This window comes from Hyalangium versicolor, from assembly GCF_020103695.1.
GTDB lineage: Bacteria > Myxococcota > Myxococcia > Myxococcales > Myxococcaceae > Hyalangium > Hyalangium versicolor.
Window position 1 is genome coordinate 52,884 of sequence record NZ_JAHXBF010000033.1, and the last position, 25,998, is coordinate 78,881.

Below are 25,998 nucleotides of genomic sequence, written 5' to 3' on the forward strand. Positions count from 1 at the left end.
GGTCTTCCGGGCAGGCACTGCGTCGGGTGGTGGACGGTCGCTACACGCGGTGGAGAGATGCCCACCGCGTGCACGCTTCCGGCTTCAGGGAGCCGGGCTCGGCTCTTCCTGGGCGGGCTGCTCCTCGGAGGTCTGGGCGGCCGCTGCTGGCTTCTCAGCCGGGGCGGTGCGCTTGGCGCTCTGGGCGGCCTGCCGTGCCTGCTCTCGAGCCCGCTGGGCGACCTTCGGGTTGGGCGCGAGGATCATGAACATCAGGCGCCCTTCCATGCGGGGAGGCTGCTCCACGACCGCCACATCCTTCAGGTCCTTCGCCACGTCATCCAGGATGGCGGTGCCCTGCTCCCGGTGGGTGATCTCGCGGCCTCGGAACTGGATGACGACCTTCGCCTTGTCCCCGTCCTCGATGAACCGCCGCATGTTGCGGACCTTGAACTCGTAGTCGTGCTCGTCCGTCTTCGGGCGGAGCTTCACTTCCTTCAAGTGGACAGTGAGCTGCGCACGGCGCGACTCGGCGGCCTTCTTCTTCTCTTCGTACTTGAACTTGCCGTAGTCCATGATCTTGCAGACCGGTGGACTGGCCATGGGACTGATCTCGACCAGATCGAGCCCCTCGGAACGGGCCCGCTCCAGCGCCGCCTCGAGGGGCATGACGCCAAGCTGCCCGCCATCAGGCCCCACGACCCGGACTTCCCGAGCGCGGATTCGGCGGTTGGTTCTCTGGTCGCGGCTGGTGCCGCGGCTGCTTCTCTGTTCGCGAATGATGTGACACTCCTTGGCAATGGGTTCTTCAGACCTGTCCTCTCGAAGATGGGACAGATCACGTCGGGACGACAGGGTTTCGGATGCGAATGGGGCGCCTCCCGTCGCGGGAGCACGTCCAGGTGCAAGCTCGCCTGGCCGGAGGGGGAGCTCGCTCTACGCTCTCCCTGAGCTCAGCTGGGAGGGAGTAGGATAGCACCTGGCTCGCGTCCCTGCCGTGGCGTCTGGCGCCTCCTGGAACGATTTACTCGCACTCGCAGTGCGATGAAAGCTGTAACCGAACGTTCAGAAAGGAGCCGGGCAGCTGAGTTCAAGGCGTTCGCCCGTTCGGGGGTGGGTGAACGTCATGGATTCGACATGCAGCATCAGGCGCGTGTCTCCGCGGCCGTACAGCGCGTCGCCAACAATCGGAGCGCCGAGGCCGAGCGGGTGCGAGGCGTGCACGCGGAGCTGGTGCGTCCGATCTGTGCGGGGAATGAGGGACACCTGCGTCCGGGTGTCGGTCCGTTGCCTCACGCGCCACTCCGTGACGGCGCGCTTGCCGTGGAGCGGGTCGACGATGTGGCGGGGACGGTCATCGGGATTGGCTCGAAGGGGCAGTTCGATGCTTCCGTGGTCGCCAGCGATGCGGCCCTCGAGCCAGGCGACATGGCGCCGGTCGGCCTCGCTCCGCGCGAACTGTCTGTGGAGCTCCGCGTGGAGCTCCGGGTTCCTGGCCACGAGCACGATCCCGGAGAGCTCGGCATCGAGGGGATACAGGACGAGCAGGTCCGCCGAACCTGGGAAGCGTTGCTGGAGGCGCACCAGCACTGAGTCGCGCAGCGGAGAGTGACGGCCGGGGACGGAGGGCAGGCCGCACGGCTTGTCCACGGCGAGCAGCCATGGATCCTCATAGAGGATCCGCAGTTCATCCTCCGCTCTCGAAGTCACCTTGGAGTCCGGCGCCGGATCGACGGACAGCCCTTCGAGCATGTACGGCAGGACTCCGCCACACTTGCTGCGGCAGGCCGGGTAGAACTCGCCCGCGTGTCGATCCCCCGTGAGGGGAGGCGCCCCCCACCAGAACTCGGCGAGCGCGAGCGGTTTGAGACGGTGGCGGTAGGCCTGGGCCAGGAGCTTCGGCGCGGCGCAGTCGCCCGCGCCACCTGGGGGAGGCTCGGGAGCGAACAGGGAGCCCACGGTCCGCTCTTCGCCGCGCGCGTTCGGGATCACATAGGAGTGAGCGATCTGCTGCCAGAGCTGCCTCGAATAATCGGCGCGCAGTCGTTCGAGCTCGGCGCGGCGCGTGTCGAGTGCTCGGAGCGCTGATTCAAGGGACTCGCGTTCCTGTTGGTGGGCCTGTTCCAGCCGCTTGCGCTCGAGATTCTCGGCGCGGCTCTCATGAGCCAGCACCTGAAGCGCTGCGCTCCGCTCGTCATCGCCAACATCCCTGTCCGCCAGCCCCTGGCGCGAGGCATGCCGGAGGCGGCGGTGCTCGTCATGTTGCGTGCGCAGTGCCGCGGTGGCGGCGGCATGACGTGCCGTCAGCTCGGCGAGGCGTGCCCGCAGTGCGGCGACCTCGGGACCCTCGCGCAGCTCGGTATGGCGGGCATCGAGCGCATCCAGCTCCGCCTCTCCAGCGGGCCAGAACGCGGCACGCGCAACTGGATCGAAGAGCGGGGGCGCGAATCCATCGACGTGCCACTGTTCGCCGAGCATGCCCGAGAACCCGCGCAGGTAGCCGACATGGCCATCCGGAGCGGCGACGACCAGCACCCCGAACATCTTCCCTCGGCCCGGTTTGTTCAGAGCGCCGAGATCGATGCCGCCTGCCAGCGCACCCTGGCGCAGGCTCCGCTGCAGCTCCTCCGCCGCACGGTGGGCCAGCGGGTGCGGAGGCCCCTCCGCGAACGGACTGGCGAGCCGTACCGGGAGCTCGGAAGGGGCTGGCTGAGGATCGAAGTACGTCACGACATCTTGCACAGGCGCACCACCGTACCCCAAAAGCGAAGGCCCCCGCCCGACCTGAGAGGAGCTCAGGCAGGGCGAGGGCCGTCAGGAGACTGCGCTCGCGAGGGCGGAGGAGGGGGCTCGTGGAGGAGCCCCCTCCGTCACCGTCACGGGCAGATGGTGCGGTCGTTCAGCGGGTTGATGTGGCCCTCTGCGTTGCCCGTCAGCGACTTCGCGTAGATGCCGCCATCCCAGCTGCCGTTGTTGACCGTCATGTGGGCGTAGGGCGCCAGCACCGTGCCCCAGAAGCCGTACCCGGAGGCGTTGATCGAGGTCGCATCCACGAAGTTGTAGAGGATGTTGTGCTGATCGACGCCACTGAACGAGTGGCCGAAGCCCTGGAGCGTGGCCGCCGACCCGCGGATGTTGACCACCACGAAGGAGCCCGACGGCGCCTCGATGGAGAGCAGCACCGCGCCGGTGAAGGCACTGGCGTTCACATCGAACACGTTCACGTTGCTGTTCGTACCCTTCAGCATCACGCCACCCCAGCTCTCGCGAGTCGTGGTGCCGTTGGCCGGCAGGGCGCCCAGGCGAGCGGACACGCTGCGCAGCTCAGCGAAGCGGGCCGCGAAGTCGATCGGCGTGCCCTGCGCGGGCAAGGTGCCCCGCGGGAACGTCACGCTCGCGTTGGCGCTGAAGCTGCCGCCGTAGAAGGCATCGCCCCAGACAGCGCCGCGGTTCAGGGTCATGTTGCCACCCGCCACGAGGGTGTTCGCGGTGTCGTTGGCCGACAGCCCGGAGCCCACCGCGAAGTCCGTCATGGTGATGTTGCCGCCCGCCGCCACCTTGCCGACCACGTCGTGACCGTCGTTGTAGTCACCCTCGAGGAAGAGGTTGTAGTCGTTCAGGTGCACCTCGATGCAGCTGTTGGAGCAGGGGCCGACCACCGTGAGCAGGCGCGTCGCCGTGGTGGTGTTGCCCGCGTCGTCCGTCACGCTGTAGTTGATGGTGTACTGGCCAGCGCGCGTCGGGTCCAGGTTGCTGGAGCGGGTGATGCGCGACGTGAGGTTGCCAGCGCAGGAGTCAGAGGCCGTGGCGCCCGGATCCACGTAGGGGCCCGCGTTGCACTGGATGGTGGACGCGCCCTCGAGGAGCTGGAGCTGCGGGGCCAGGGTGTCACGCACCTTCACGGAGCGGCTGGTCGAGGCGGTGAGGCCCACGCCATCCGCCACCGAGTAGCCCAGCGTGTAGTTGCCCAGGACCGCGGTGTTCACGGAGCCCGTCTTGACGATGGCGGAGCTCAGGTCGCCAGAGCACACGTCCGAGGCGGTGGCGCCCGGATCCTCGTAGGTGGAGCCGCACTCGAGCGTCTGCGTGGCGGCGCCGTTCAGCGAGATCGAGGGGGCCAGGGTGTCGATGACGGACACAGCGCGGGCCGAGGCGGCCGTCGCCGTGTTGCCAGCGGCGTCAGACGCCGAGTAGCCGAGGGTGTAGGAGCCCACGGCGTGGGTGTTGACGGAGCCGTTGGTGACGACGGGCAGGTTGCCCGAGCACACGTCCGTGGCGGTGGCGCCCGGATCCACATAGGGCGAGCCGCACTGGACCTGCTGGTTGGCCGCACCGAGCACCGTGATGGACGGCGCCAGCGTGTCGCTCACGTTCACGACGCGGGACACGGAGGGCGCGCTCTGGCCCGCCGGATCCGTCACGTTGTAGACGAGCGTGTAGGCACCCGTCGCGGAGCTGTTCACGCTGCCGGACCGGGTGATGCGGCTGGTCATGTCACCGAAGCACGCGTCGTTGGCCACGGCGCCCGGGTCGGTGTACGGCGAGCCGCACTCGAGCGACTGGATGGCCGGGCCGTTGAGGGCCAGGACGGGCGGAGCGTTGTCGTTCACGGACACCGTGCGGGTGACCGGCGAGGTGACGGTGTTACCCGACGGGTCCGTGGCCGTATAGGTGTAGATGATCTGGCCAGGCTGGCTCGGGTTGCCCGACTGCGTGGAGGTGACCGGCAGGGCCCCGGCGCACGCGTCGTTCGCCGTGGCGCCCGGATCCACGTAGCTGCCGCCGCACTCGTACGTCACATTGAGCGGACCGTTGACGGTGATGACCGGAGCCAGCGTGTCGGTCACCGCCACCGTGCGGCCGGCCGAGACGTTGTGGCCGGCGCCGTCGTTCGCGCTGTAGGTGAGCGCGTAGCTGGCCGGCACGTGGGTGTTCACCGCGCCCGTCACCGTCACCGGCAGAGCCCCGGCGCACGCGTCGGTCGCCGTGGCGCCCTGGTCGTTGTACTCCGCACCGCACTCCAGCGACTGGGTGGCCGCGCCGTTGAGCGTCAGCGTCGGCGCCAGCGTGTCGTTCACGGACACCGTGCGGGTGGCCGAGGCGCTGTGGCCGGCCCCGTCATTCGCGCTGTACGAGATGGCGTAGTTGCCCGGCGAGTGGCTGTTCACCGAGCCGCTCACCGTCACCGGCACAACCCCGGCGCACGCGTCGTTCGCCGTGGCGCCCTGCTCGTTGTACTCCGCGCCGCACTCCAGCGACTGGGCGGCCGGGCCGTTGAGCGTCAGCGCAGGCCCCAGCGTGTCGCGCACCGTCACCGTCCGGCTGGCCGAGACGGAGTGCTCGGAGCCGTCGGTCGCGCTGTAGGAGAGCGCGTAGCTGCCCGGGACCTTGGGGTTCACCGCGCCGTACACCGACACCGGCAGCGTGCCAGTGCACTGGTCGTTGGCCGAGGCGCCCGGATCCGTGAAGGACGAGCCGCACTCCAGCGCCAGGTTGGCCGAGCCGTTGAGCGTCAGCGTCGGCGGCAGCGTGTCGCTCACCGTCACCGTGCGCTTCGAGGTCGAGGTGGACTTGTTGCCCGACGCATCCGTCGCGCTGTACGTCACGTTGTAGGTGCCAGGGGCGCTCGCGTTGACGGCGCCGTTGGCCGTCACCGGCACCGCGCCGGTGCACGCGTCAGAGGCCGAGGCGCCCGGGTCCGTGTACGTGCCGCCGCACTCCACCGACTGGGTCAGCGGGCCCGTGACGGTGATGGCGGGGCCCTGCGTGTCGCTCACCGTGACGGTGCGGGACACAGGGGCCGCGGCGTTGTTCTTCGGATCCTTCACGTTGTAGGTGAGGGTCTGCGCGCCCAGCTGCTTGTTGTTCACCGTGCCCGTCTTGACGATGGAGCTGGTCAGGTTGCCGTAGCACAGGTCGCTGGCGGTGGCGCCCGGATCGGTGAAGGCGGAGGCGCACTCCAGCGCGATGTTGGCCGCGCCGAGGAGCGTCAGCGTCGGCGCCTTCGTGTCGGCCACCGTCACCGAGCGCGCGGACGAAGTACCCAGGTTGCCGGACGGGTCCGTCGCCTTGTAGGTGATGGAGTAGCTGCCCGGCACCGTGATGTTGAGGTTGCTGTTGAGGATCGACGTTGCCAGGGAGCCGGCGCACGTGTCAGAGGCGCTGGCGCCCGGATCCTCGAAGCCGCTGCCGCACTCCAACGTCAGGCTCGTCGGGAGGTTCAGGGTGACGGTGGGCTTCGTCCTGTCGCGCACGAAGAGGGTGCGGGTGACCTCGGCGCCGGGCCGGTTGCCCGAGTCCTTCACGTTGTAGCGGAGCACGTAGTCACCCACCGCGTTCGTGTTCACGCTGCCCGTCTTGACGATGCGGGCCGTCGCGTCGCCCTCGCACTGGTCGTTGGCCGTCGCGCCCGGGTCCGTATAGGCCGTGGCGCACTCCAGCGTCGTGTCCGTGCCGATGCGCGTGATGACGGGGCCCAGCGTGTCGGCCACGCTGACCGTGCGGAAGATGTTCTCGGAGACGTTGCCGGACAGGTCCGTGGCGACGTAGCTCACCGAGTAGAAGCCGATCGTCCCCACGCTCACCGTGCCCGTCCGCGTGATGCGGCTCTGAGCCAGCTGGCCGTCGCACTGGTCGTTGGCCGTGGCGCCCGGATCGGCATACGTGCCGTTCTTGGTGCACTCCACCGACTGGAACGAGTCGCCGTTGAGGGAGATCGTCGGGGGCAAGGCGTCCTTGACGGTCACCACGCCCGTGCACGAGGCGCTGTTGCCCGCGCGGTCCGTGCAGGTCAGCGTCGCCGTCGTGTTGCCCTTGCCGAACGGGCCGGCCGGGCTCTGCGTGCAGCCCACCAGGTCCTCGTCCGGATCATAGGAGCCATTGTCGATGCTCGCGGTGGCGCCGCAGGTGTTGCTGGCCATCACCGTCACGTCCTTGCACAGCGCCTTCGGCGGGGTGCCAGCCAGCAGGGGCCGGGGAATCTTGCAGGACGCGGAGCACGCGCCCATGGCGCCCGAGGAATCACCGGTCCGGCCATTGGCCTCGCCCTGATCGCACTCCTCGCCGAACGCCGCGTCCACCACGCCGTCGCCGCACCAGTTGTTCTTGCAGGACCAGGAGCACGTCTCCGAGGCCTTCTGGCCGGACATGGCGGGCTGGCCGTTGAGGCCATCACCCAGGTCGCACTCCTCGCCGACGGCCTTCTCGGAGGTGCCGCAGCCGGCACCCAGCGTCATGGCGCCGCGCACCAGGATGTAGGGCGCGCCGGTGATCGGCGTCCCACGGCCCGGATCAGCGGCGTAGTCCGTGTAGACGCGCTGAGCGGGCACGGTCCCGTTGGACTTCGAGGCGATGCCCGCGTACGAGAACGAGCGCTCCGGGTAGCTCGTGAACACGGAGCGAGCCGCGCAGCCGCCCACGCCCGGGAGCATCCCGTCCCAGAGGTCGCGGGAGATGAGGTCGTTGTACATCGGGAACATGTGCGCGGAGTCCGCGCAGCCGCCGGGAACGCCCTGGACCTTGAAGGTGCCGAACGGCTCGAGCAGCGTCACCGCCGTGTCGGCCGGCGCGTTCATATAGGCGCAGCCCAGCGCGATGTACATGCCGGTGCGCTTCTGCACCGAGTTGAGCACGTAGTGGATGGAGTTCTGGATCAACGGCTCGATGCCGTTGGCGGAAGGATCCGTGCCGAGGATGGCCACATCTCCGTCGACGACGGGGCCCCAGTTGCGGCGGTTGTCGATGGCGGCCTGGAAGGCCTCGGTGCCGGCCTGACAAGCCGAATCACCGATGATCAGCGCGCGATAGGTCATGAACTGCTGGACCGTCAGCGCCTTCCACTGCTCGGGGGTGACGATGTCGATCTGCGCATTGGGCGCGTACGTCAGCACGGCCCGCACTTCGGGGCTCTCCATGGCCCCGCTCACGCTGGTCCCCAGGACCAGCACCTTGTTGGCGGCGTTGAGCTCCTGGTGCGTTGTGCTTGTCGCCAACGCAGACGGCTCATTGGACACTGCTTCGGGCTGCTCACTGCATGCACTGGTTGCCAGTGCAGCGGCCAATATGGCCGCACTCCCCACGGTTCTCATCATCTGGCATCCCCCAGGATGAATGGACGACAGCAGCTTCATCTCGGCCCCTTGCGCTGGATTGCCCGGCCGACCACCAGTCGGGGCTCCAGTTTCAGCGAGAGTTCCCGAAAATCATTACTGTCCTGTTGAAAAGTTGCAAGAGGGTTTTAATTGTCTTTCGGTTTTTTGCGATCTTGGGGGATCAAGTCTTTTTTTGCGTTCCCCAGAGGACAAAAAACCGGTGGGTTTTTGTCTGGTTTGGTGTGTGTGTATGCCAAAAAGAAAGAGGAGGGAGCGCATGCGCCCCCTCCTCAATCACTCATCAAACGCTTGCTTTGGGCAGACGGAGCGGCGTTACGGGCAGACGGAGCGGTCGTTGAGCGGGAAGTAGTGGCCTTCCGCCGTGCCGTTCAGCGAGATGGCGTAGAGGCCGCCGTCCCAGTTGCCGTTGTTGAAGGTCATCCGCGCCCAGGGCGCCAGCAGCGTGCCGCGGAAGCCGAAGCTGGTGGCGTTGATCGTCGTGGTGTCCACGAAGTTGTAGAGGATGTTCTTCGCGTCCACGCCGCTGAGCGAGTAGCCGAAGTTCTGGAAGGTGGCCGAGGCGCCGCGGATGTTGATGAGCACCATGGAGCCGCTGGGCACGGTGATGGAGAACAGCGCGGCCCCGCTGAAGGCGCTGGCGGGCACGTTGAACACGTTCAGGTTGGCGTTGGTGCCGCTCAGCATGATGCCGCCCCAGGACTCACGCTTATAGGTGCCGTTGGCGGTCTGGCTGGCCAGCTGCGAGGACAGGCTGCGCAGCTCGGCGAACTTCGCGTTGAAGTCGATCGGCGTGCCCTTGGCCACGGCGCCGCGGCGGTAGGTGACGCCCTGGTTGGCGCTGTAGGTGCCGCCGTAGAAGGCGTTGCCGTAGACGCTGCCGTTGCCGAGGGTGAGGTTCTTGCCGGCCACCAGCACGTTGGAGATGTCGCTGGCGGGCAGGCTCTCGCCGACGGAGAAGTTCTGCATGTTGATGTTGCCGCCGGCGGCCACCTTGCCCTGCACGTCCGGGCCGTAGTTGTAGTCCTCGAGGAGGAAGAGGTTGTAGCCGCCCAGCTGCACGTCGATGCAGGAGGTGCAGGGGCCGGCGACGGTGAGCGCGCGGGCCGCGGTGGTGGTGTTGCCCGCGTTGTCCTTCACGCTGTAGGTGACCGTGTACTGGCCGGCGCGCGTCGGGTCCAGGTTGCTGGTGGTGGTGATGCGCGAGGTGATGTTGCCCGCGCAGACGTCGGAGGCCGTGGCGCCCGGATCCACATAGGCAGCGCCGTTGCACTGGACGGTGGAGGCGCCGGGGGTGACCTGGAGCTGCGGAGCCAGGGTGTCACGCACCGTGACGGAGCGGCTGGCCGAGGCGGTGTTGCCGGAGGCATCAGCCACCGAGTAGCCCAGCGTGTAGCTGCCGAGAGTGGCGGCGTTGACGGAGCCCGTCTTGACGATGGCGGCGGTCAGGTTGCCCGCGCACACGTCCGAGGCGGTGGCGCCCGGATCCTCGTAGCTGTAGGAGGCGCTGCACTCGACGGTCTGCGTGGCGGAGCCGAGCAGGGAGATGGAGGGGGCCAGCGTGTCGATGACGGACACGGAGCGGGCGGTGGCCGCGGTCGCCGAGTTGCCGGAGGGATCGGCCACCGCGTAGCCCAGGGTGTAGGAACCCACGGCGCCGGTGTTGACGGAGCCGGTGCGGACGATGGAGCCGGAGATGTCACCGGCGCACACGTCGGAGGCGGAGGCGCCCGGATCCACATAGGCAGATCCGCACTGGACCTGCTGGCTGAGCGCGCCGAGCAGCGTGAGGGACGGCGCCAGGGTGTCGGACACCACCACCGTGCGGTCCTTCGCGTCGGAGTGGCCGCGCCCATCGCTCACGCTGTAGTGGAGCGTCTGCGTGCCCAGCGCCTTGTTGTTCACCGCGCCGCTCTTCTGGATGGAGCTGGTGAGGTTGCCGGCGCACTGGTCGGAAGCGGAGGCGCCCGGGTCGGCGTAGGCCGCGCCGCACTCGAGGCCCTGGACGGCCGGGCCGTTGAGCGTCAGCGTCGGAGCCAGCGTGTCGCTCACCGTCACCGTGCGGCTGCTGGCGGAGGTGCCTGTGTTGCCGGACGCGTCCGTGGCGCTGTAGGCGATGGTGTAGCTGCCCGGCACGCTCGGGTTGGCCGAGCTGGTGGCCACAGCGGCCAGGGCTCCGGCGCACGCGTCACTCGCCGTGGCGCCCGGATCCGTATAGGTGCCACCGCATTCCACCGCCTGGCTCAGCGCGCCGTTCAGGGTCACGACGGGAGCCAGCGTGTCCTTCACCGAGACGACGCGGCTGGCCTCCACGGCGGCGTGGTGGGCGGGATCCTGCACGTTGTAGCGCAGCGTGTAGAGGCCGGGCGTCTTCGCATCCACGGAGCCGGACTTCTCGATGGCGCTGCTCAGGTCACCGGCGCAGCGGTCGCTGGCCGTGGCGCCCGGATCCTCGTAGTTGTAGGAGGAGCTGCACTCCAGCCCCACGTTGGCCAGGCCGTTGAGGGTGATGGACGGGGCCAGCGTGTCGGACACGGAGAGGGTGCGCGTCACCGGCTCGGACTTGTTGCCGGAGGCGTCCGTCGCGACGTAGCTGATCGCGTAGGTGCCCGGCACTTCCAGGTCCACCGAGCCGCTCCGCGCGATGCTGCTCTGCGGCAGCGCACCGCCGCACACGTCGGAGGCGGAGGCGCCCGGATCCTCGTAGGAGCCGCCCCGGGTGCACTCCAGCGCCTCGTTCGCAGAGCCGGTGATCGCCACGGCCGGGGGCGTGTGGTCGACCACGGTCACCACGCCGGTGCACGAGGCGGAGAGGCCCGCCTGGTCCGCGCAGGTCAGCGTGACAGTGGTGCTGCCGAGATCGAACGGGCCGGCCTTGTCCTGCGTGCAGCCCACCAGGTCGTTGTCCGGATCATAGGAGCCGTTATCGATGTGGGCCGCGCCACCGCAGATGGCCTCGGCGACAACCGTCATGTCCCGGCAGACCGCGAACGGCGGCCGGTTGGAGGGAGGATTGGGAGGCCTGGCGAACTTGCAGAAGGCGGTGCAGCTGCCCATGGTGCCGGTGGCGTCCGTGGCGCGGCCGTTCTGCTGGCCGTCGTCGCACTCCTCGCCGAAATCCGAGTCCACCACGCCGTCGCCGCACCAGTTGCTCTTGCAGGACCAGGAGCACGTGTCCGAGGCCTTCTGGCCGGCCAGGGCGGGCTGGCCGTTGAGGCCGTCACCCAGGTCGCACTCCTCGCCCACCATGGTCTCGGCGATGCCGCAGCCAGCGCCCAGCGTCATGGCGCCGCGCACCAGGATGTAGGGCGCGCCGGTGAACGGCGTCTCGTTGCCCGGATCGTAGGTGAAGTCCACGTACGTCTGCTGGCCGGGCAGGTGCGCGCCGATGGAGGCCGTCGCCACCGCCGCATAGGAGAAGCTGCGGTTCGGATAGGAGGTGAAGACAGAGCGGGCCGCGCAGCCGCCCGCGCCCGAGAGCAGACCGTCCCAGAGGTCGCGCGACATGAAGTCGTTGTACATCTCGAACATGTGACCGGAGTCCGCGCAGCCGGGCACGCCCTGGATCTTGAAGGCGCCGAACGGCTCGAGCAGCGCCACCGAGGTGTCGGCCGGGGCATCCTGATAGGCGCAGCCCAGGGCGATGTACATGCCGGTGCGCTTCTGCTCCGAGTTGAGCACGTAGTGGATGGCGTTCTCGACCAGCTGGTCGGTGCCGTTGGCGGACGGGTCGGTGGCGAGGATGGCCACGTCTCCGTCGACGATGGCGCCCCAGCTCTTGCGGGTATCGATGGCGGCCTGGAAGGCCTCGGTGCCGCTCTGACAGGCCGCGTCACCGATGATCAGCGCGCGATAGAGCATGAAGTCCTGCGCCGTCATCGCTGCCCACTGCGCGGGCGTCACCACGTCGATCTGCGCGGTGGACGCGTAGGTGGCCACCGCCTGAGCCTCGCGGCTGTTGAGGCCTCCATTCACGCTGCTGCCCAGGATGAGCACCTTGTTCGTGCTTCGGATCTCCTGCTGGCTCGTGCCCGTGCTGGACGGAGCCTCGGCCTGGGGCGCACCGGCCCCTCCGCTGCAGGCGATGACCACCAGCGCGGCGAGCAGCATCCAGGCTCGTCCAACGGCTCGGAGTGTCAGTTGGGAACCCACAAGGTGACGAAACAGGGGCAGACTCATCAGGGGCACCTCTTCGCTGGGTTTACGCGGTGTTTCCTGAGATTTAAGAAAACTGTCCGCGCGGGGATTTCTTGGAAATCATCGGGTTTTCCCTGGAAAATTGCAAGCACGACTGAAAAGTTCCATGCGGATGGACGAAAATGGGTGCGTAGAGGTGTGCCACTGTCCTCCCTTGACAAGGGAAAACCAGGATGCGCGAACCTCGGTCGCTTGTTGCTTAGGGAGCGCCCCTCCCATAAGAGGCGCACCGAATATGGCGATGAACGAGCGTTACGAGCCGCAGACGATTGAAGGCAAGTGGCAGACGCGCTGGGAGCAGGAGGGCGTGTTCCGCGCCGGCACCCGGCCGGGAGCCCCCGAGAAATACATCCTCGAGATGCTGCCGTACCCCAGCGGGAAGATGCACATGGGGCACGTGCGCAACTACCTCATCGGAGATGTCTACGCGCGCTACTTCAAGATGCGCGGCTACGACGTGCTCCACCCCATGGGCTGGGATGCGTTCGGCCTGCCGGCGGAGAACGCGGCCATCAAGGATGGCGTGCACCCTGCGGTGCGCACGCAGGAGAACATCGACTCGTTCAAGGCGGAGATCCGCTCGCTCGGCTACAGCTACGACTGGACGCGCGAGGTCAACACCAGCCAGCCCGAGTACTACCGCTGGAACCAGTGGTTCTTCATCCAGATGCTGGAGCGGGGGCTGGTCTATCGCCGTTTCAGCAAGGTGAACTGGTGTACCGGCTGTCTGACGGTGATCGCCAACGAGCAGGTGAAGGAAGGCACGTGCGAGCGTTGCGACTCGCCGGTGGTGGACAAGGAGATGCCCGAGTGGGCGTTCCGCATCACGAAGTACTCGCAGGCGCTGCTGGACGGGCTGGACGAGTTGAAGGAGTGGCCCGAGCGCATCACCAGCATGCAGCGCAACTGGATCGGCCGTTCCGAGGGCGCGGAGGCCGACTTCGGGGTGAAGGGCAGTGACGAGAAGATCCGCGTCTTCACCACGCGCATCGACACCATCTACGGCTGCACGTACGTGGTGCTGGCGCCGGACCACAAGCTGGTGGCGAAGGTGACGACGCCGGAGCGCCGCGCCGAGGTGGAAGCCTTCGTCGCGAAGATGGCGGCGATCAGCAAGACGGACCGCACGGCCGAGGGTGCCACGAAGGAAGGCGTCTTCACGGGTGCGCATGCGATCAACCCGTTCACCGGCCAGCCGGTGCCCATCTGGATCGCCAACTTCGTGCTGTCCGACTACGGCACGGGCGCGGTGATGAGCGTGCCGGCGCACGACGCGCGCGACTTCGAGTTCGCTCGCAAGTACAGCCTGCCCATCCAGGTCGTCATCCAGCCGGCCACGGGGGACAAGCTGCCCTCGGGCGACCAGTTGGAGGCCGCGTACACCGAGTACGGCGTGCTGGCGGACTCGGGTGAGTACAGCGGACTGAAGTCCGAGGATGCGCGCCGCAAGATGGCCGCGAAGCTGGAGTCCGAGGGCCGCGGCAAGGCCACGGTGACGTATCGCCAGAAGGACTGGGGCTTCAGCCGCCAGCGCTACTGGGGCACGCCCATCCCGATCGTCTACTGCGAGAAGTGTGATCCGGAGCGCAAGGGCATCCCCGTGCCGCTGGATCAGTTGCCGGTGCGCCTGCCGGAGATCGACACCCAGGCGGTGCTGACGGGCAAGGGCGAGCCGCCGCTGGCCAAGGTGGCCACGTGGGTGAACACCACGTGCCCCAAGTGCGGTGGTCCCGCGCGCCGCGAGGCGGAGACGATGGATACGTTCGTCGACTCCTGCTGGTACTTCGCGCGCTACCTGTCGCCGAAGTACGACGCCGCGCCGTTCGATCCGAAGGAGGCGAAGCGCTGGCTGCCGGTGGACGTGTACGTGGGCGGTCCCGAGCACGCCGTGATGCACCTGCTGTACTTCCGTTTCTGGACCCGCATCATGAAGGAGCTGGGGCTGTCTCCGGTGGACGAGCCCGTCACGCGCCTGGTCACCCAGGGCATCGTGAACGGTCCGGACGGGCGGAAGATGTCCAAGCGCTGGGGCAATGTGGTGCAGCCGGCCTCCATCGTGAAGAAGTACGGCGCGGACACGGCGCGCACCTACGTGCTGTTCGCGGGCCCGCCCGAGCGTGACTTCGACTGGTCCGACGCCCAGGTGGAGGGTGCCTACCGCTTCCTGAAGCGCGTGTGGGCGCTGGCGGTCATGCACGAGGGCGTCGCGGGAGCCACGCACTCGGGTCCCTTCGAGGGCAAGGCGCTGGAGATCCGCCGCGCCGCGCACAAGTGCCTGAAGCGGGTAGGGGAGGCCATCGATCGCTTGTCCTTCAACACCGCCATCGCGGGCGTGATGGAGTACGTCAACACGCTCTACGCGGTGGGCACGGCCGAGACGCCCGCGGAGAAGGCCGCCATGGCCGAGGCCCTGCACCTGCTGGCCATCGTGCTCACGCCGTTCGCTCCGCACATCGCCGACGAGCTGGCCGAGGCGTTCGGGGAGAAGACGCTCACGGTGAACCAGGCGTGGCCGGCCTTCGATCCGGCGCTGGTGGTGGATGAGGAGATCCCCTACGCAGTGCAGGTCAACGGTAAGCTGCGCGCCGAGATCAAGGTGCCCGCGGATGCGGCCGAGGCGGACGTGCGTGCCGCCGCCGAGGCGGATGAGCGCGTGAAGGCAGCCATGGCCGGGAAGACGGTCCGCAAGTTCGTCTTCGTCCCGAAGCGCCTCGTGAACTTCGTCGTCGGCTGAGCGGAGGCCCGGGTGCCGACCGAAGTCCTCGTCATGTGTACGAGGTGCGGGCGGCCGCAGCCGGCCCGCCCCGGCAACTGCATGGCGTGCGGCGAGGCACTGCCGGACGCTCCCTTGCCGGGGGGCACGGAGGCTCCGTTCCTCCAGCTCGAGGGCACCTGGGGGCGCTCTGTCATCGGCGTGGACCGGAAGCTGAAGTATCTCCTGGGCCCCTCGGCGACTCCCTTCGTCGTCGAGCTCTCCAACGTCCGGAGCGCGGCGCTCGTTCGCTCCTCGCCCTGGTGGGTCCTGGGGCTCGTGCTGGGGGCGATCGTCCTCGGATTCGTCGTCCCGTCGCTCCGGTGGATGGCGGGAACGCTCGCGGTGCTTGGGGTGCTCGCGGTGGGGCTGCTGCAGCGATACTCCCTCCGGCTGCTCATGATCGATGGCCGCAAGCTCCGGTGGGTGCTGGGCTGGAGCTGGCTTGGCTCCCAGCGGCTCGGCACGGTGGAGCATGCCTGGTCCTCGGGAGCTCAGGCATTGGCCTCGCGCGGAGTGAGCGTCACTGACGGCTCGGGCGACGCCTCGGGCTCCTCGGGAAGCGGTGCTTGACCCGGGAGCGGCCCCCGATACTGTGGGCGCCATGGCTCGGCTCTGTGCGGTGGTGGCGGCGGTGCTGGTGGCGGGAGTGGGGTGCGGCTACCGCTTCGTGGCTCGGGATGGAACGCTGCCCGAGGGCGTACGCGCCGTGTGCGCCCCCGTCTTCGTCAACGAGACGGCCGAGCCCGGCCTGGAGACCCTCTTCACCCAGGCCATGCGCGAGCAGTTGACCCGCATGGGGACGCTGGGAGACGGCGCGGCGTGCGATGCGCGCCTCGAGGGCACCATCACCAACGTGAACAGCCAGCCCACCATCGTCACCGAGCCCATCACCGACGAGAACGGGCAGGTGGTCGTCGGGCCGCAGCTCGCCAGCTACCGCGCCTTCGCGGAGGCGCGCCTGCGGCTGCTGAAGGACGAACGAGTCCTCGCGGAGACGAGCATCTCCGGAACGGAGGACTACCTGCCGGGCAGCGGTGATGTCCTGGAGGCGGAGGCCAATCGTCGTGCCGCGCTCCAACGTCTCTCGGAGACGCTGATGCGCGAGGGCTACGAGCGACTGGCCCGCAACTGGTGAAGCGCCGCGAGGGCGCTCCCTTCCGGAGGACTACTTCGCGGCCGTGGCGGCCTTGGCGGCCTTGGTGAGGCGGGCGATGCGGCGCGCGGCGTTGCGCTTGTGGATCACGCCCTTGGAGGCGGCCTTGGAGAGCGAGCGGACGGCGTCCTTGAGGGCGTCCCCGGTCTTGGCCGCGTCCTTGGTGGAAATCGCCTCGCGAGCCTTCTTCAGCGAGTTCTTCACCGTGGTGCGGACGTTGGTGTTGCGCGCGCGGCGCTTCTGGGCCTGACGGTTACGCTTCTCTGCGGACTTGGTGTTCGCCAAGGTAATCTCCAGCTGACGGCTGTGGAAAAAGAGGGGCCGTACCTACAGCGACCTCTCCCGAGCGTCAAGGCGCTCGTGTTACGCGGTGTATTCCCAGAGCAGTCCGGACGGATCCCGGAAGCGGATCTGGTGGGGCTCGGCCCCCTGTACGGACCCGGGGTGGGAGCTGTCCAACGCCGCCCGGAGCCGCTCTACCGCTCGGGAGGACGGAGCGCCCAGCGAGAGCGCTACGCCCGAGGCTCCAGAGGAGACCCCAGCAGTGAACACCAGGCGAAGGGCTCCATCTCCATAGGAGGCCTCGTCGGGGGCTCCCCGCTCCGCCTGCCAGCCGATCAGCGGGGCCACGCTGTTCCAGAACGCCCTCTGGGCCGGGAGCTCCGCCACCGTGAAGCGCAGGGAGGTGAGGGGAGCCCGAGGCAGCGAGGCAGGAGGGGGCAGGGCCTTCTCCGCTGCCTTGGCTGCCTGCCAGTGTCGCTCCATGTGATCCAATGTAGCCTCACCGAGCGCAACGCCCTCGGTCTTGAGGGCGGCTTCGATGTGCTGGAATCGGGTGGTGAAGCGGCGGATGGCCATGCGCAGGGCGTCCTCGGGAGGGCTGCGCAGGAAGCGGCCGAGGTTGGCCAGGGAGAAGAGGACGTCCCCGAACTCATGCTCGATGGCGTCCCGGTCCTTGGATGCGATGGCCTCATCCAGCTCTCCGAGCTCCTCATAGAGCTTGGCGCGCACGCCGGCCACGTCGGGCCAATCGAAGCCAATGCGGCTGGCCTTCTCGGTGAGGCGCTCGGCGCGGAGCAGGGCGGGGGCGGCGGTGGGCACTCCATCGAGCACCGAGCCCTCGCGGCCCGTCTTGCGCTTCTTCTCCTCGGCCTTGAGCTTGGCCCAGTTGAAGAGGACCTCCTCGGAGTCCTTCACCTGCCGCTCGCCGAAGACGTGAGGGTGACGGCTGGTGATCTTGTCGCTGATGGCGCGGCACACATCGGCCATCGTGAACTCGCCCTTCTCGGCCGCCAGCTGGGCATGGAAGACAATCTGGAAGAGCAGATCCCCCAATTCCTCGCACAGCGAGCGCCAGGAGCCGCCGTAGGCCACGCGATCCATCTCATCAAGGACCTCGAAGGTCTCCTCGACGAGGTAGGGGCGCAGCGAGCGCAAGTCCTGCTCCCGGTCCCAGGGGCAGCCATTCTCGGCGCGCAAGCGCTCCATGATCCCGACCAGCCGTTCCAGCTCCGCCCCGGTTGCGCTCATGTGTGACCAACCTCCAAATCGTCGGGTCTCTGCCGCAAAGGCCCGTCAGGGTGATCCCCGGAAATGGCCGCCTACCCTGTAAGCCAGGGGGCGGAAGGGGGGTGATTGCTTTCACCGAGAGGGTCCCTCGCCTATCATCGAAGGTCCGGATGCCTCACTCCTTTTGTTCGCGATTGCTCCCGGTGATCTTCTGCCTCGCGCTCTTGCCGGCGATGAAGGCGAGCGCGCAGATTGATGCGCCCACTCCTTTGCAGGAGGTCGACCCTGATACCGAGCCGTCTGACGACTCGGGAAACGACGACTCGGTCTACGAGGACGACGAGCCGGGGCCGAAGCGTGGGCAGAAGGGCAAGAAGGGCAAGAAGGCTCGGGACGAGGAGGCGTACCCCGAGGAGGAGGGACCGGCGACGCCGGCGGGGAAGAACCCACCGCCCACGACGCCTACTCCGCCTCCGGGGACGCCCGCGACTCCGCCGGCCGGGACGCCCGCAGCCCCGGGGACGCCTGGCACGGCGGCTCCGACCGCGACGCCCGCTGCCCAGACTGCGCCGAAGCCTGATGCCTCCGCGCACCGGCCTCCACCTCCGCTGCTGGCGCCTCGCGTCTCGGATGCGGATCTGCTCGCCGTATGGGAGCGCTGGACGGAGGCACGGAAGAAGGGAGACACGGAGGCGGCGGCGCAGGCGCGCAAGGATCTGCTGAAGCTGCGCGATGAGATCTCCGCGACGGATTTCGATGCCTTCAGTGTGAGCTTGCTGCGCGAGTCCCGGGCGAAGCTCGAGAAGAAGGACCCGGCGGGTGCGGTGCAGTTGGCCGAGTCCGCGGTGGCGCTTGCCCCGAACCTGCCGTATGCGCGCTTTGCGCTCGCGGATGCCTATGCACGCAAGGATTTGGGCTCCGTGGGCAAGTACGCGGGGGAGCTCAAGGCAGGAATTGGAGCGCTGGTGGACGATCCGCGCTTCTGGCGTCCGACGCTTGGAAACCTTGCCGCGATGGGATTGCTGGCGCTGCTGGCCACGGCGGTGGCGGTGGTGGGCGTGCTGTTCGGCCGGCGGCTGCGCTACATCCTGCATGACTTCCACCATGTCTTCCCGCGAGGAATGGGCCGCTGGCAGTCCATCGCGGTGGCCGCGGCCATCCTGTTGATGCCCATCCTGCTGCGGCTGGGCGTGGTGCCGGTGCTGCTCGTCATGTTTGGCGCGATGGCGCTCTACCTTTCGATGACGGAGCGGATCGTGGGCGCGGTGCTGCTGGCGTTGGCGGGGCTGATCCCGTTGGCCGCCGGGCAGATCGCCGAGGCCACGGTCTTCGCTGGGACGGTTGCCGAGGATGTGTATGTCCTCGAGCGCGGCGGCTTCTCCGGAGATGAGGCCGCGGCCGAGGTGCTCGCGCGTCAGGCGGCGAAGGAGGCCACGTTCGCGGAGCTGTTCGCCCTGGGGCGCTACCAGGCCCGCCGGGGCCAGTTGGAGGACGCCGCCACCACCTTCAAGGCCGCCTCGGCGTTGAAGCAGCGCAACGCGCTCCTGCTCACCAACTACGGCAACGTGCTGCTGGCTTCGGGGGACAGCGAGGCGGCCACGCGGCTCTACCAGGAGGCGCAGCAGGCGGATGGTTCGCTCGCGGCGGCGCCCTACAACCTGGCCCAGGTCTACCGCCGCCAGGCCAAGGCGATGGACGACGCCCAGGTGGGAGCCCAGCTGCAGCGTGCCAGCGAGGTGATGAACGTCGCTCAGCGGTTGGACTCGAGCCTCGTGGGGCGGGATGTGCCGCCGGATGATCGGCTCCTGGTGAACCTGCTGCTGTTGTCGCCGGAGCTGCCCTGGTCCGAGATCGTGGCCCTGGCCGATGGCAAGACCGCGGGCATGCGCGTGGAGAATCAGGTCGACCGCGTTCTGATGGGGACTACGGGCATGGCGGCGCGGATCTACCCTGCGGCGCTCGCGCTGCTCTTCTTCATCCTGGGCTACGGCCGGGATCAGGTCCGCGCCTCGAAGTCCTGCGACAAGTGCGGCCGCCCGGTGTGCCGACGGTGCGATCCGGATCTGGGCATGGGCGCCTTCATGTGCAGCCAGTGCACCAACGTGTTTGCCCGCAAGGGCGTGGTGCCCGAGCCCCTGCGTGCGCGCAAGCAGGCGGAGGTTCAGCGTCACCAGACGTGGATGGGACGGCTGGCACTGGCGCTCGGGGCGGTGGTGTCCGGCTCGGGCCATACCTTCTCGGGTCTGCCCATCCGCGGCGCCATCTACACCTTCCTCTTCCTCCTGGCCCTGACCGCCATCTTCTTGAGAGATGGTGTGTTCCGGGCTCCCTACGGCGAGGTTCCCGCGTACCTCAAGCTGGTCCCGGTCGCCCTGCTGATTCTCCCCCTCTATCTCTTGTCGCTGCGCGGCCTGCGCAAGCGTCAGGCGGAGTAGGCCCGAAGACCATGGCTCTCCAGGGAACTCTCAAGGACTTCGGCATCGCCGACATCCTCCAACTCATCGGCCAGCAGCAGAAGACGGGGCAGTTGTGCCTCGCCAACAAGGAACAGGAGGTCAACGTCTTCTTCCGGGACGGCAACATCGCCCGCGTGGAGAGCGTCACCCGCAAGAAGAAGGACCTCATCGGCAACATGCTGGTGCGCGCCGAGATCATCACCGAGGGCCAGCTCCTGGAGGCCTTGGAGACGCAGCGCCGCACCCTCAAGCGGCTGGGAGACGTGCTCGTCTCCACGGGCGCCATCACCGCCGACCGCTTCAAGAAGATGATGCAGCTGCAGGCCACGGAGACCATCTACCGGCTCTTCAGCTGGGACGCGGGCACCTACGAGTTCAAGGCCGAGCCCGTCGAGTCCGACACCGAGGCCATCACTCCACTGCGCGCCGAGTCCGTGCTGATGGAAGGCTTCCGGATGGTCGACGAGTGGCCGGTGATCCGGAAGAAGATCAACCGGCTCGAGATGACCTTCGAGCAGCTCAAGCCGCTGCCTCCGCCCGTCAACAAGGAGGAGGACCTCGACGCCGCCTTCGATGACGCCTTCGCCGAGAAGAAGAAGGACGAGAACAAGGGTGAGTTCAAGTCCGTGGGCGACTCGGAGCGCATCGTCTACGAGAAGATCGGCCCCGGTCGGGATGTGCGCAAGCTCATCGATGTCTCGTGTCTGGGCGAGTTCGAGACCTGCAAGGCGCTGCTCAACCTCATCAACCTGGAGTACATCCGCCCCACGCTGGTGAACGGCAAGGCGCCGTCCTCCGACCACGACGGCATCCTCCAGAAGGTGGGGCGGAGCCTCGGGGCGCTGGGAGCCAGCATGGCCGCCCTGGCCGCCATCGTCTTCCTGGTGGCCCAGTTCTCCGGGAAGCTCTCGCTGGCCAGCTCGCCTGCCTCCATGTTCTCCGACCCCGCGACCCAGCGCTTCATCTCCCGGACGCAGGTCAAGCGGATTGAGGCCGCCCTGCGCGTCTTCGAACTGGAGAAGGGAGATGTTCCCGAGAAGTTGGATGCGCTGGTGGACGCCGGCCTGTTAAAGCCAGAAGAGCTGCGCTACCCGTGGCGGGAGCAGTACTATTACAGGCGCATGGCTGCCCGAGAGTTCGTCCTGCTGCCGCCCTTGCAGTAGCCAGCGACGCCTGGTTCCCTTTCCCGGTCAGGGAGTCGACGTTACGTTCAGTCCGGGAAGGTTGAATGGAGGAACGGACCTCATTGCGAAATCCTGCCTCGTTGGAAGCTCCTGCAGTCCGCCCCACCTCTGCCAAGGTCGACGTCCAGGACAATGAGACCGCCTTGGCCCTGTGCGGTAACCAGAACGAGAACCTGAAGCTCATCGAGCGGCGACTGGGTGTGCGTGTGGGACAACGCGGCACCGAGTTGCTCCTCTCCGGTCCCGCGGACGCTGTGGCCTTCGCGGTCCGCCTGGTCGAGAACCTCGAGGAGATCATCCGGGCCGGACGCACCGTGTACCGGGAGGACGTGGAGCAGGCCATCAAGGTCCTCGGCCGCGGTGGCGCTGAGTCTCTGGGTGAACTGGGCCCCGTACTCAAGAGCTCGGGGAACCGGCAGATCGCTCCCAAGAGCCTCGCCCAGAAGCGCTACGTCGAGGCCATCCGCGCGAACGACATCGTCTTCGGCATCGGCCCGGCCGGTACGGGAAAGACGTATCTGGCCATGGCCATGGCGGTGGCCTTCCTGCAGGAGCGAAAGGTCAAACGCATCATCCTGGCGCGGCCCGCGGTGGAGGCGGGTGAGAAGCTCGGCTTCCTGCCCGGAGATCTGGCGGAGAAGGTGAACCCGTACCTCCGGCCGCTCTATGACGCGCTGCATGACATGATGGCGGGTGAGCGCGCCGCTCAATTGGTGGAGCAGGGCGTCATCGAAGTGGCTCCGCTGGCCTTCATGCGCGGCCGGACGCTCAACGACGCGTTCGTCATCCTCGACGAGGCGCAGAACACCACCGTCGAGCAGATGAAGATGTTCCTCACGCGCCTGGGCTACAACAGCAAGGCGGTGGTGACGGGAGACGTGACGCAGGTGGACCTGCCCATCGGGAAGATGTCCGGCCTGAACCACGCTCGGAGCATCCTCAAGAACATTGACGGCATCGTCTTCTCCGAGTTCACGGAGGTGGATGTGGTACGCCACCCCCTGGTCCAGGAGGTCATCCGGGCATACGACCGGTTCGAGGCGGCCAAGGAGCAGGCGGCCAAGGAACAGGAAGCCCGCGAGGCCCAGGACCCAGCGGAGCCGGAGACGCCGGAAGTCGAGGAGCCCATCGCTACGTGATTTCGCGGGCTTGCAAGCCTGGACAGCTTCCAGGAGGGCGACCAGGGGCGTGTACGTGCCCGGCGTCCTTGCTGTGGCGGTCCAGGGTTGCATAGGGTCGGGGGTCCCATGGCTGAACCGGAACCCTCTTCCTCCAAGCCGAGCCCCCTGGACGCGATCACTCGCCGTCTGGGGCTGGGCGACAAGGCGTGGGGCCGCCGCCTGACGCTCCTCGTACTGCTGCTGGCTGTGTCGGTAGCCGCCGGGTTCGTCATCTCCCCCGGGCTCTACAGCCAGCAGATTCCGGCCCTCACCGAGGAGCATCTCGGCAAGCCCTTCCGGGCCAACTCGCCCGCGGGCTTCAAGGCGGCCCGGGACTACGAGATCGTCTACAAAGCGATGACGGAGCAGCGGCGCCAGGAGGCCCGCAGCGCCGTTCGCCCCGTCTATGACTTGAACCCGGATGTCGTGGATCAGATCCGCGGCGCGGTGAAGGACGCCTTCGCCGAGATGCGCGGGCAGTTGGCGGAGAAGGCCGTTGCGGAAGGAGTGGCGGGTGGGGAAGGGGAGGGAGAGGTACGCAAGGACGGCGAGGGGCGTAAGGCGGTCGAGGGGCGCAAGGCGAAGAAGCCGGTGCCCCCGCCGACGCCGGAGGAGTTGGAGCGCCAGCGCAAGGAGCACGAGGCGCTGCAGGGAGACTTCCAGGAAGAGTTGTTCGGTCAGCGAGACAGGGCCTTGGAGGCGGAGGACTTCCAGGCGCTGCTGGCCAATGGGTTCTCGGAGGAGGCCGAGGCGGCCACGCTGGTTCTCTTGGAGCGGGCCTACGGCTCGGAGCGAGGGCCGCTGTACATCGCCGGCTCGCGTGAGGAGCTGACGCGAGAGGGGCCCCAGGGAATCACCGTCCGGGATGTGCGCCACAGCGGGGAGCAGACGCTGCCGGGCAACGCGCCCAACGTCATGGACACGCGCGAGGCCTTCGCGGAGATGGACCGCTTCGCCTCGGTGCCGGGCAACCTGCTGCCGGACGCGCCGGGTGTGCAGCGCCGGGCGGTGCTGCGGCTGGCCAAGCGGATGGTTCGTCCGGACCTGACGATCAACATCGCGGAGACGAACCTACGGCGGGTGAAGGCCGGGGATGCCGTGAAGGACGCCGTGATTGCCCTGAAGAAGGGGCAGCGCGTCATCGGCGACGGCGAGCTGGTGAACGAGACGCACCTGGTCATCCTCCAGGGGATGCGGGCGCAGACGGACCGGTTGGATCTGATCCAGTTGCAGGTGGGCGGCACGGGGCTGGTGGGGCTGCTGGTGGCGGCATCGTTCGCCTTCTGCCGCACGGCGTTCCGGCGGTTCCGGCCCACGCGCAAGGACGGGGTGCTGCTGGGGCTGCTGCTGGTGTTCCTGTTGGGGCTGTTGCAGTTGTGGGTGTCGATCGCGGACGCGGTGCAGGACCGGTACACGGCGCTGCCCATCGAGGCGCTGTACTACGCCTTCCCGATGGCGGCGGGCGCGATGCTGGTGCGCTTCATCCTCTCGGAGGAGCTGGCGCTGTTCTTCGCCGTAGTGCTCGCGAGCCTGGCGGGGGTGATGCTGGGCAACTCGCTGTCGTTCGGCATCTACGCGCTGGTGGGCTCGCTGGTGGCGGCCGACCGCATCACCCGGGCGCGGGATCGCGTGGGCATCTTCAAGGCGGGCCTCATCACGGGCGCGGTGAGCCTGGTGGCCGTGCTGTGCCTCTTCCTGGTGGAGGGCAAGGGGCTCACGGGGGACACGGTGCTCACGGCGGTGTTTGCCTGCGTGGGCACGGCGGTGGCGGTGCCGGTGATGGTGATGGCGCTCACGCCGCTCATCGAGGCCCTGTTCGGCTACGCCTCGGACATCAAGCTGCTGGAGCTGGCCAACCTCAACCACCCGGCGCTCAAGGAGCTGATCGTCCAGGCGCCGGGCACCTACCACCATTCGATCATCATCGGGACGCTGGTGGAGAACGCGGCGGAGGCCATCGGTGCCAACCCGCTGCTGGCGCGCTCGTGCGCGTACTACCACGACATCGGCAAGGGCCGGAATCCGCTCTACTTCGGTGAGAACCAGAAGGGCGAGAACCGGCACGACGCGCTGGCTCCGGCCATGAGCGCGGTCATCATCAAGCGCCACGTGACGGAGGGGCTGGAGATGGCCCGGCAGTACCGCCTGCCCAAGCTGGTGGCGGACGCCATTCCCCAGCACCACGGCACGCGAGCGGTGGGGTACTTCTACCACAAGGCCCTCAAGGAGCAGGAGGGCAAGGAGAACCCCCAGCCCATCGACGAGAGCATCTACCGCTACCCCGGCCCCAAGCCCCAGTTCCGCGAGGCGGCGCTGGTGATGATCGCCGACGCGGTGGAGGCCTCCACGCGCGCCATGCCCGAGCCCACCAAGCCGAAGCTCCAGGCGCAGGTGCAGAAGATGATCAACATCATCTTCTCCGAGGGGCAGTTGGACGAGTGCGACCTGACGTTGAAGGACCTGAACCTGATCGCCGGCTCGTTCCTGCATACGCTGGAGGGCATCTACCACGCGCGTCCGGAGTACCCGGCCGGTGCGGTGGGAGGCGGTTCGAAGGGGACTCCGCTGGTGGTGGCGTCCCCGCCCAAGCAGGACGGCAAGGCCAAGACGGCCTGAGCCGCTCGCCGGAGGAGTCCCAGAGTGAGATTGCGCAAGGGGAAGCTGATCCCCCGAGAGGATGGCAAGCGCATCGAGGAGTTCATTGGAGCGGCCAGCACGGGGAGCGGCTCGGTGTCCGTGGCGCGGATGCTGGCGCCGCCCGGCTGGTCCGAGCCCGCGCAGAAGCCCGAGTTCGACGAGGCGGTGCTGGTCCTGCGTGGTGAACTGACGCTGGTCATCGACGGCAAGCGCGAGCGCATCGGTCCGGGCGAGGTGGGGTGGGTGACCAAGGGCCGGCGCGTCACGTACCGCAACGACGGGCAGGGGGCATGTGACTACTGGTCCATCTGCGCGCCGGCGTTCCGGCCGGAGCTGGCCCATGTGGAGGCTCCCGAGAAGGAGGCTCCTGCGGCCAATGAGGTCACCGTGCAGGTGGCGCATGCCCAGGGCGAGGCGTTTGCCCGGCCGCTCGCGTCACTGGGGCGCACATACCTGGAGCGGTTGGAACTGCATGGGTGCGAGCTGTCCCTCTCGCTGGTGGGGGACCGGGCCATCCGCCGGCTCAACCGGACGTGGCGCAAGAAGGACAAGGCCACGGACGTGCTGAGCTTCCCGGCGGGAGACCTGCCGCGCGGCACGCCGGGGCCGAGGCAGCTCGGGGACGTGGTCATCTCGCTGGATACGGCGAAGCGGCAGGCCAAGGAGTACGGCCGGACGCTGGAGGCCGAGATGTCCCGCTACCTGGCGCACGGCATCCTCCACTTGTTGGGGCATGACCACGAGAAGCCCTCGGAGGCCCGGAAGATGGCTGCCTTGGAGGAGAAGCTGCTCGGGGAGGGCGGGATGGTGGCGGACGCGGTGCGGGCGGGGCGTGCTCGGCGGCTTGTCTGACACTCGGC

General features: G+C 68.1%; 14 protein-coding genes. 8 read left to right on the forward strand and 6 right to left on the reverse strand.

The features are described from left to right. Positions 1 to 84 precede the first annotated feature (84 nt). From infC to KY501_RS44985, 4 genes are all read right to left on the reverse strand, one after another. A complete protein-coding gene (infC, locus tag KY501_RS44970; protein ID WP_224370924.1) occupies positions 85 to 762 on the reverse strand; it encodes a translation initiation factor IF-3 in 678 nt (225 codons plus the stop codon). A gap of 282 nt (positions 763 to 1,044) precedes the next feature. Continuing rightward, positions 1,045 to 2,523, reverse strand: a complete 1,479-nt coding sequence (locus KY501_RS44975; RefSeq protein ID WP_224370926.1) for an RluA family pseudouridine synthase — start codon at positions 2,521 to 2,523, stop codon at positions 1,045 to 1,047. A gap of 332 nt (positions 2,524 to 2,855) precedes the next feature. Further along, a complete protein-coding gene (locus tag KY501_RS44980; protein WP_224370827.1) occupies positions 2,856 to 7,970 on the reverse strand; it encodes an immunoglobulin-like domain-containing protein in 5,115 nt (1,704 codons plus the stop codon). 432 nt (positions 7,971 to 8,402) lie between these two features. Further along, on the reverse strand, positions 8,403 to 12,197 hold the full coding sequence (locus KY501_RS44985) for an immunoglobulin-like domain-containing protein (RefSeq protein ID WP_224370829.1): 3,795 nt from the start codon (positions 12,195 to 12,197) through the stop codon (positions 8,403 to 8,405). 322 nt (positions 12,198 to 12,519) lie between these two features. Here KY501_RS44985 and leuS point away from each other — a divergent pair, with 322 nt between their 5' ends. Genes leuS through lptE form a run of 3 tightly spaced genes read left to right on the forward strand, consistent with a single transcriptional unit; the run spans position 12,520 to position 16,174 of the window. Beyond that, positions 12,520 to 15,018, forward strand: coding sequence for a leucine--tRNA ligase (gene leuS, locus KY501_RS44990; protein ID WP_224370831.1), 2,499 nt, complete (start codon positions 12,520 to 12,522; stop codon positions 15,016 to 15,018). A gap of 12 nt (positions 15,019 to 15,030) precedes the next feature. After that, on the forward strand, positions 15,031 to 15,609 hold the full coding sequence (locus tag KY501_RS44995) for a hypothetical protein (RefSeq protein WP_224370833.1): 579 nt from the start codon (positions 15,031 to 15,033) through the stop codon (positions 15,607 to 15,609). Positions 15,610 to 15,640: 31 nt separating this feature from the next. Beyond that, positions 15,641 to 16,174, forward strand: a complete 534-nt coding sequence (lptE, locus tag KY501_RS45000; protein WP_224370835.1) for an LPS assembly lipoprotein LptE — start codon at positions 15,641 to 15,643, stop codon at positions 16,172 to 16,174. Positions 16,175 to 16,204: 30 nt separating this feature from the next. Here lptE and rpsT read toward each other — a convergent pair whose 3' ends face one another. Beyond that, the gene (gene rpsT, locus KY501_RS45005) at positions 16,205 to 16,477 is read right to left on the reverse strand and encodes a 30S ribosomal protein S20 (RefSeq protein WP_224370837.1); all 273 of its coding nucleotides are present in this window, start codon (positions 16,475 to 16,477) and stop codon (positions 16,205 to 16,207) included. A 78-nt stretch (positions 16,478 to 16,555) separates the two neighbouring features. Then, positions 16,556 to 17,722 (reverse strand): nucleoside triphosphate pyrophosphohydrolase, encoded by a 1,167-nt coding sequence (gene mazG / locus KY501_RS45010; RefSeq protein ID WP_224370839.1) that lies wholly within the window; start codon positions 17,720 to 17,722, stop codon positions 16,556 to 16,558. A gap of 149 nt (positions 17,723 to 17,871) precedes the next feature. Between mazG and KY501_RS45015 the strand changes: the two genes are divergently transcribed. From KY501_RS45015 to ybeY, 5 genes are all read left to right on the forward strand, one after another. Further along, positions 17,872 to 20,136, forward strand: coding sequence for a tetratricopeptide repeat protein (locus KY501_RS45015; protein WP_224370841.1), 2,265 nt, complete (start codon positions 17,872 to 17,874; stop codon positions 20,134 to 20,136). A gap of 11 nt (positions 20,137 to 20,147) precedes the next feature. Then, a complete protein-coding gene (locus tag KY501_RS45020) occupies positions 20,148 to 21,320 on the forward strand; it encodes a DUF4388 domain-containing protein (RefSeq protein WP_224370843.1) in 1,173 nt (390 codons plus the stop codon). Positions 21,321 to 21,403: 83 nt separating this feature from the next. Then, on the forward strand, positions 21,404 to 22,480 hold the full coding sequence (locus KY501_RS45025; protein WP_224370845.1) for a PhoH family protein: 1,077 nt from the start codon (positions 21,404 to 21,406) through the stop codon (positions 22,478 to 22,480). 108 nt (positions 22,481 to 22,588) lie between these two features. Further along, the gene (locus tag KY501_RS45030; RefSeq protein WP_224370847.1) at positions 22,589 to 25,117 is read left to right on the forward strand and encodes an HD family phosphohydrolase; all 2,529 of its coding nucleotides are present in this window, start codon (positions 22,589 to 22,591) and stop codon (positions 25,115 to 25,117) included. 24 nt (positions 25,118 to 25,141) lie between these two features. Continuing rightward, on the forward strand, positions 25,142 to 25,990 hold the full coding sequence (ybeY, locus tag KY501_RS45035; protein WP_224370849.1) for an rRNA maturation RNase YbeY: 849 nt from the start codon (positions 25,142 to 25,144) through the stop codon (positions 25,988 to 25,990). Positions 25,991 to 25,998: the final 8 nt, after the last annotated feature.

Excerpts from the sequence above, each read along its gene's own strand:
- KY501_RS44975 (WP_224370926.1), bottom strand. The coding sequence starts at position 2,523 with ATGTTCGGGGTGCTGGTCGTCGCCGCTCCGGATGGCCATGTCGGCTAC.
- KY501_RS44985 (WP_224370829.1), bottom strand. The coding sequence starts at position 12,197 with ATGCTGCTCGCCGCGCTGGTGGTCATCGCCTGCAGCGGAGGGGCCGGT.
- leuS (WP_224370831.1), top strand. The coding sequence starts at position 12,520 with ATGGCGATGAACGAGCGTTACGAGCCGCAGACGATTGAAGGCAAGTGG.
- lptE (WP_224370835.1), top strand. The coding sequence starts at position 15,641 with ATGGCTCGGCTCTGTGCGGTGGTGGCGGCGGTGCTGGTGGCGGGAGTG.
- mazG (WP_224370839.1), bottom strand. The coding sequence starts at position 17,722 with ATGAGCGCAACCGGGGCGGAGCTGGAACGGCTGGTCGGGATCATGGAG.
- KY501_RS45015 (WP_224370841.1), top strand. The coding sequence starts at position 17,872 with ATGCCTCACTCCTTTTGTTCGCGATTGCTCCCGGTGATCTTCTGCCTC.
- KY501_RS45020 (WP_224370843.1), top strand. The coding sequence starts at position 20,148 with ATGGCTCTCCAGGGAACTCTCAAGGACTTCGGCATCGCCGACATCCTC.
- KY501_RS45030 (WP_224370847.1), top strand. The coding sequence starts at position 22,589 with ATGGCTGAACCGGAACCCTCTTCCTCCAAGCCGAGCCCCCTGGACGCG.